We start from the raw sequence: 6704 nt of genomic DNA, 5'->3' as shown, positions 1-6704 counted from the left end.
ACACAGCCGGATTGACTGCGCACCAGGGCTGTTAATTTATGCACAGGTAAAAATCTAAGATTCCACCCGAATCCCCGCACGCATGCCGGGCACGGCATGCACCCGGCAAGCACATCCAAACGACAGACAATAAAAAAGCCGGCAGAGCCGGCTTCTTCATTTTCAGCACTTCAGTCTGCAATCATCAGAACTTGTAAGCCACGCGCGCAACGGCAAAGTTCACGCCGCCGTTGGGTTCCTTGATGCCGCCGTTGGAGAAGTGCTGCAGGCGGATGCCCAGGTCCAGACCATTGCCGAAGACGTAGCCGGCGCCGATATGGTCGCCGAACTGGAATGCCGTCGACAAGACCTTGTCATTGTTGCGGTAGAGCTTGGAGAACAGGTGCACACCGATGCCTGCTTCACCATAGAAACCCTTGCCATCATCGCGCTGGAAGCGCAGCACCGGTGTCAGGCCCAGGTCGATCAGGTTGCCGCTGTCGCTGGTGTTGTTGTAGTGGTTCATGCGCCAGTTGGCCAAGGACAGATCCCAGTAGCCACCGATATGGGTGCCATTGGACTGCCAGAAATTCCAGTTTGGACCCCAGTTGAACTGGGCACCGATACGGGCCAGCTGCGTGCTGTTGCCGGTGCCGTATTCGAGCGACATGCCGTCGATGGCATAGCTGGGCGACTGGATGGCAACGGCGGCGACGCCAGCAAAAGCGATCTTGGCGACCAGGCTCTTCAATTTAGTCATGGATTCTCTTTCAGCGCGTAAAGTGTTTTGAAGGATCTTTGCTTGTTTTCGGCGCGGCGCCAGGGCATCCGCGGGACGCAGTATTCTCTCATAATCATCACTAAAGCATACTCGCGTGAAAGATTCTGCCGCGTCCTTACCACAGAGCGGGCGCTGGCTCAGGGACGATAGCTGTACTCGAGTCTGCCCGGCACATCCACACGTATGGCCAGCACTTCGCCAGACAGAGGATACTGCGCCAGCTCCGCTTGGCTGCGACCATTGCGCCCGGTCGTGATGAAGAGGGTGCGCAGATCTTCGCCGCCGAAGGCCACCATGGTCGGACACCGCGCCGGCAGCCGGATCTCCTGAAGGATCTCGCCCTGCGGGGATAACCGCAACACCCGGCCCCCTTCAAACATGGCACACCAGTAAGCCCCCTCGCTATCGACAGCCGCCCCGTCCGGACGGCCGCCATAATCAGGCGCGCTCTTGTCGCTGTCGAACTGGCGCAGCAGACGGCAATGGCTGGTCTGACCGGTGGCCAGGTCATAGTCATACACATGGATGCGGTGCGCCGGCGTATTGGCGTGATACATCAGGCGCTGGTCCGCGCTGAACGCCACGCCATTGGAGGTCACCACCGCATGATGCGCGTCGCGAAGTGCATTGCGTTCGAAGCAGTACAGCGTACCGCCGTCACGATCGCGCGGCTCATAGATGGTGCCGCACCAGAAGCGGCCGGAGGCGTCGCAGCGGCCGTCGTTGAAACGGATGCGTGTCGTATCGTAAGGCGCCTCCAGCAGCAGCGACAGCGCACCATTGCCGGTATTGAGATGGAACATGCCGGTACGCAAAGCCACCACCAGTCCGCCTTGCGCGTGCTTGACGATGCTGCCCGGCTCTTCCGGCATGTCCCAGCGCTGGTGCTGCCAGGTCGCCAGAACGCGCTTGTGGATCGCCTTGCCGGGAATGTCGATCCAGTACAGCGCACCTTCCTCTGCATGCCACAAAGGCGATTCGCCCAGCAGCATGGGTTTCGGAGAGACGGTCGTGAAGGTGTCTGCGGAAAACACGGGGGAGGCCTGGGACATGGGCTTGCCTGTCAGCTTGAGTGAGGAAGCGCCCATTATGCCGCGAGGATCTGGATTGATAAACCTGATCCACAACACTGTCAGCACCGGACACCCCCAAAGAAAAAACGGCATGCGCGAAGCATGCCGTCCTGATCTACATCACCTGTCTGATCTCTCCGATCTGTCCGATCTGTCTGATCATCAGCTCCCTGCCTAGTTGGACCAGCCCCCATCGATCATGTGAATCGAACCCGTGGTGAAGTTGGACTCGTCCGATGCCAGGTAAAGCGCCAGCGCCGCCACTTCCTCGGCCTTGCCGATGCGGCCCATGGGTTGGCGGGCCACGAAGGCGGCGCGTACTTCGTCCTCGCTCTTGCCGGTTTCCTTGGCCTGGGTGCTGATGCGCTGGTTCAGCGAGGGCGATTCGATGGTGCCCGGGCAGATCGCATTGCAACGGATGCCCTGCGAGACGAAGTCAGCCGCCACCGACTTGGTCAATCCCACCACCGCAGCCTTGGAAGCGCCATAGGCGAAGCGATTGGCCACCCCCTTCACGCTCGATGCAGCCGAGGCGATATTGACGATGGAACCGGCCTTCTTGGCCAGCATGCCAGGCAACACCGCACGGATGGTATGGAACATGGCCTTGGCATTGAGGTTGAAGGAGAAGTCCCAAGCCTTGTCATCACACTCCAGGATGTTGCCTGCAGCGACATAGCCGGCGCAGTTGAACAGCACATCGACGGTACCGACCTTGGCCACCAGTGCCTTGATGGCTGCGTCATCGGTGACGTCCAGCAGATGCGTTTCCACACCGGCGATGGAGGCCAGCTCATCGAGGTGCGTCTTGCTGATGTCGGTGGCGATGACGCGCGCACCTTCCCGCGCAAACAGTTCGGTGGAGGCGCGGCCAATGCCCTGGGCGGCAGCGGTGATGAGGACGGTCTTGCCGGCGAGGCGGCCAGTGGATGCGGACATGCTTGTTCCTTTGCGATTAAATGAGTTTGCGGTGGGCCAGATTCTTGAACAGCGCGGTGAGCCCGAAGGTCCACGGTGCCGTCTGGTCGCTGAAGTTCACCGTGTTCACCAGTGCACCCAACCGGGGCGTGGAGATGGTGACGATGTCAGCCACCTGATGCGTGAATCCCTGGCCGGGACCGAAGCGGTCCTGGGTCGGTGCGAACATGGTGCCCAGGAACAGCACCAGCCCATCCGGATACTGGTGATTGGGCCCGATCGCATGTTCCACCAGTTGCAGCGGATCGCGACTGATCATGGACATCGAGCTGCTGCCCTTGAGCGTGAAGCCTTCCGTACCATCGACCCGCATTGTAAGTTCGGCGCGGCGTACATCGTCAATTGAAAAGTTTGCGTCGAACAGACGAATGAAAGGTCCGACTGCGCAGGAGGCGTTGTTGTCCTTGGCCTTGCCCAGCAACAGTGCGCTGCGGCCTTCGAAGTCGCGCAGGTTGACGTCATTGCCCAGCGTCGCGCCGACCACCTTGCCCCTGCTGTTGATGGCCAGCACGATCTCCGGTTCCGGATTGTTCCAGGCCGACTTGGGATGAATGCCGACCTCATCGCCCAGCCCCACCGAAGACATCGGTTGCGCCTTGGTAAAGATCTCAGCATCCGGACCGATGCCCACTTCCAGGTATTGCGACCACACGCCTTGCTCCAGCAATACTTCCTTCAGGCGCGCGGCTTCCGGCGAGCCCGGCACCACGCTGGAGAGGTTGTCACCGATCACTGCCGTGATCGCCTTGCGTACCGACTCCGCCTTGCCGGCGTCGCCGCGTGCCTGTTCCTCGATCACGCGCTCCAGCATGCTGGCCACGAAGGTCACGCCGCTGGCCTTGACGGCCTGCAGGTCGATGGGCGCCAGCAGCCAGGGGCGCGAAGTGTCACGGCGGCCGGCGTCGGCATTGTCCAGCAGCTCCTGCAGCGTGGCCAGGCGCGTCATGTTGGTGGCCGCGCGCACGGCGGCGGCGGGATCATCGAGTTCCAGCAATTGACTGGACGTCGCGGCGATGAGCGTGAGGTCATACGCACCATCGGCATCAATCCTCACCAGCACCGGGCCCACGCCCGGTTGCCAGAGACGGCCGATCAGCGTGGCCTGTGCGTGGTCTTCAGGCAGATGTGCCTGGAGCGAGTAACTGTGAGTCATGTTCTTGATTCCTTATGTTGGAGGCGTACCCGGACTACACGGGAAGCGGGCGGCGCCACAATATGTTGTTCTGCAGGGGGAAGACGGACCGCACCAACCGCGGGCGAAGCATCCTCATCCGCGTGGATGCCCGAAGGCAAGGATGCTTGGCCGGCAGCCCGTATTACGCGACCTGTGTCGCGGTAATACGGATCGGCATGATTGACTGTGAATGACACTAGCCCAAACGCAGCCGGGCTCCGATGATCTGCATCAGCATCAGGTATAGACACCGATATGCCAGGGCACGAATTCATCCTGCCCATAGCCATGCAGTTCGCTCTTGCTCTTCTTGCCGGAGGCGGTGTCGAGGATCATCTGGAAGAAGCGCTCACCAATTTCCTGCGGTGTAACATTCCCGTCGGCAATCTCGCCACAGTTGATGTCCATGTCTTCTTCCTGGCGTTGCCACAGCGCCGTGTTGGTCGCCAGCTTGAGCGAGGGGGCCGGTGCGCAGCCATAGGCCGAACCACGGCCGGTGGTGAAGCAGATCATGTTGGCGCCGCCGGCGACCTGGCCGGTGGCCGAGATGGGGTCATAGCCCGGGGTATCCATGAAGACAAAGCCGCGTGCGGTCACGGTCTCGGCATACTTGTAGACATCCACCAGGTTGGTGGTGCCGCCCTTGGCAACTGCGCCCAGCGATTTCTCCAGGATGGTGGTCAGGCCACCGGCCTTGTTGCCGGCCGAGGGATTGTTGTTCATCTCGGCATCGTTCTTGGCGCAATACTCCTCCCACCAGGCAATGCGCGCCAGCAGCTTCTCACCGACTTCCGGCGTCACCGCACGACGGGTCAGCAGGTGCTCGGCACCATAGATTTCCGGTGTCTCAGAAAGGATGGCAGTACCGCCATGCCGCACCAGCAAGTCCACCGCTGCACCCAGCGCCGGGTTGGCAGTGATGCCCGAATAGCCATCGGAACCGCCACATTGCAGGCCCAGCGTCAGATGTTTGGCCGATACCGGCTCGCGCTTGATGTCGTTGGCCTTGGGCAGCATCTTCTTGATCTTCTCGATCCCCAGCGCCACGGTCTTGGCGGTGCCACCTGTGCCCTGGATGGTGAAGGTATGGAAGTATTCGCCTTCCTTGAGGTTGTGGCTTTCCATGAGGCCGGAGATCTGGTTGGTCTCGCAGCCCAGACCGACCACCAGCACGGCGGCGAAGTTGGGATGGGTGGCATAGCCGGCCAGGGTGCGGCGCAGGATCTGCAAGGGCTCGCCCTGCGAATCGAGCGCGCAGCCCTGGCCGTGGGTCAGCGCCACCACGCCATCGATGTTGGGATAGTCGGCCAGCACTTCAGGATGGATATCGCGCCGGAAGTAATCAGCGATGGCGCGGGCCGCCGTGGCCGAGCAGTTCACCGAGGTCAGCACGCCGATGTAGTTGCGTGTGGCCACGCGGCCATCCGGACGCACGATGCCCATGAAGGTAGCCGGCTGGGCGACGAAATCGACCGGTTTCACGTCCGCGCCGAAATGATGTTCACGCGAGAACTCGGCCATGGCCAGGTTGTGGGTGTGCACGTGCTGGCCGGGCGCGATGTCCTGGCTGGCCGTGCCGATGATCTGGCCATAGCGCTTGACCGGCTCGCCGCTGGCGATGGCGCGGGTGGCCATCTTGTGGCCGGCGGGAATGAGGCCCTGGACCTTGAGGCCACCTTCGTCTTGCAGTACGGTGCCGGAAATGAGCTGCTGGCGGGCAATGACGACATCATCGACCGGATTCAGGCGGATGACGGGAGAGTGTGCTTTCATGTTGATCTCGGTGAGAACGTGGATGCTGCAGGCTGGCCGCGCGGGCGGCGGGCGCATGCCGGGCCCGGTTGCAGGCGCAGCATGCCGGAAACGACAGTCTTACTTGGCGGCGAACTGGGCCAGATCAGGCATGGGGCTGCCCACCCATTGCTGGTAGATGCCGGGCAGCTTGCCATTCTTGAGGTTGGTGGTGATCCAGTCGTTGAGCCACTTCTCCAGTGCCGGCTCGCCCTTGCGCAGGCCGATGGCATAGGGGATGTCCTTGATGGCGAACTTGGTTTCCAGGTTCTTGGACGGGTTCTGCTTGGCAATGGCCGAGGCCAGCGAATTGGGCGTGCACAGTGCATCGACCTGGCCCGAGATGATGGCCGCCGTCACGGTGGCATCGTCATCGAAGCGCACGATGCTGGTACCCTTGGGCGCGATCGGGGTCAGCAGCGAATCCTGCATGTTGCCGCGTACCACGGCCACGCGCTTGCCGACCAGGTCATTGAGGCTCTTGATGTTCTCGCTCTTGGGGGCGGCCACCACGAACTGCGAGGCGCCATAGGGCTGGGTGAAGGCGACTACCTTCTGGCGTTCCGGCGTGATGGAGAAGGACGAGATCACCATGTCGGCCTTGCCGGTCATCAGGAAGGGAATGCGGTTGGGACCGGTCACCTGCACGATCTCCAGCTCCACGCCCATATCCTTGGCCAGCAGGCGCGCCGTTTCCACATCCGAGCCCTGCGGTTCCAGCTTGGCATTGGTCATGCCGAAGGGCGGCGCGCCGAGGTCGATGGCGATGAGTACCTTCTTGCGCGCCTTGATGTCGGCCAGCGCATCGGCGTGGGCAGCTTGGGCAAAGCAGGCCAGGCCCAGCACGATGGCGGCGGCCCTCTTGGTGAAGTTGAACAGTTTTTTCATTGATGTCTCCTGAGTGATTGTAGGGGTGCTGCTGAAAAAA

The 6704-nt window shown here is 61.7% G+C and carries 6 protein-coding genes; all 6 read right to left on the bottom strand.

Annotated features, from left to right (window positions below):
- Nucleotides 1–184: 184 nt before the first annotated feature.
- The 6 genes from HNO82_RS20845 to HNO82_RS20820 all read right to left on the bottom strand — a co-directional run bounded on the left by HNO82_RS20845 (nucleotide 185) and on the right by HNO82_RS20820 (nucleotide 6664).
- Nucleotides 185–739, bottom strand: coding sequence for an acyloxyacyl hydrolase (locus HNO82_RS20845; RefSeq protein ID WP_008331988.1), 555 nt, complete (start codon nucleotides 737–739; stop codon nucleotides 185–187).
- A gap of 158 nt (nucleotides 740–897) precedes the next feature.
- A complete protein-coding gene (locus HNO82_RS20840; RefSeq protein ID WP_175344998.1) occupies nucleotides 898–1848 on the bottom strand; it encodes an SMP-30/gluconolactonase/LRE family protein in 951 nt (316 codons plus the stop codon).
- A gap of 159 nt (nucleotides 1849–2007) precedes the next feature.
- A complete protein-coding gene (locus HNO82_RS20835; RefSeq protein WP_008331986.1) occupies nucleotides 2008–2772 on the bottom strand; it encodes an SDR family oxidoreductase in 765 nt (254 codons plus the stop codon).
- A 16-nt stretch (nucleotides 2773–2788) separates the two neighbouring features.
- Nucleotides 2789–3964: a fumarylacetoacetate hydrolase family protein gene (locus HNO82_RS20830; protein WP_175344997.1), complete on the bottom strand. Its 1176-nt coding sequence runs from the start codon at nucleotides 3962–3964 to the stop codon at nucleotides 2789–2791.
- Nucleotides 3965–4222: 258 nt separating this feature from the next.
- Complete coding sequence (locus HNO82_RS20825) at nucleotides 4223–5758, bottom strand: UxaA family hydrolase (protein ID WP_175344996.1); 1536 nt, start codon at nucleotides 5756–5758, stop codon at nucleotides 4223–4225.
- A 99-nt stretch (nucleotides 5759–5857) separates the two neighbouring features.
- Nucleotides 5858–6664, bottom strand: coding sequence for a transporter substrate-binding domain-containing protein (locus HNO82_RS20820; RefSeq protein WP_175344995.1), 807 nt, complete (start codon nucleotides 6662–6664; stop codon nucleotides 5858–5860).
- Between the last annotated feature and the right edge of the window lie 40 nt (nucleotides 6665–6704).

The organism is Herbaspirillum sp. C9C3 (assembly GCF_013359625.1).
Lineage (GTDB): Bacteria > Pseudomonadota > Gammaproteobacteria > Burkholderiales > Burkholderiaceae_D > Herbaspirillum.
This window is presented reverse-complemented; position numbering and strand designations above follow the sequence as displayed.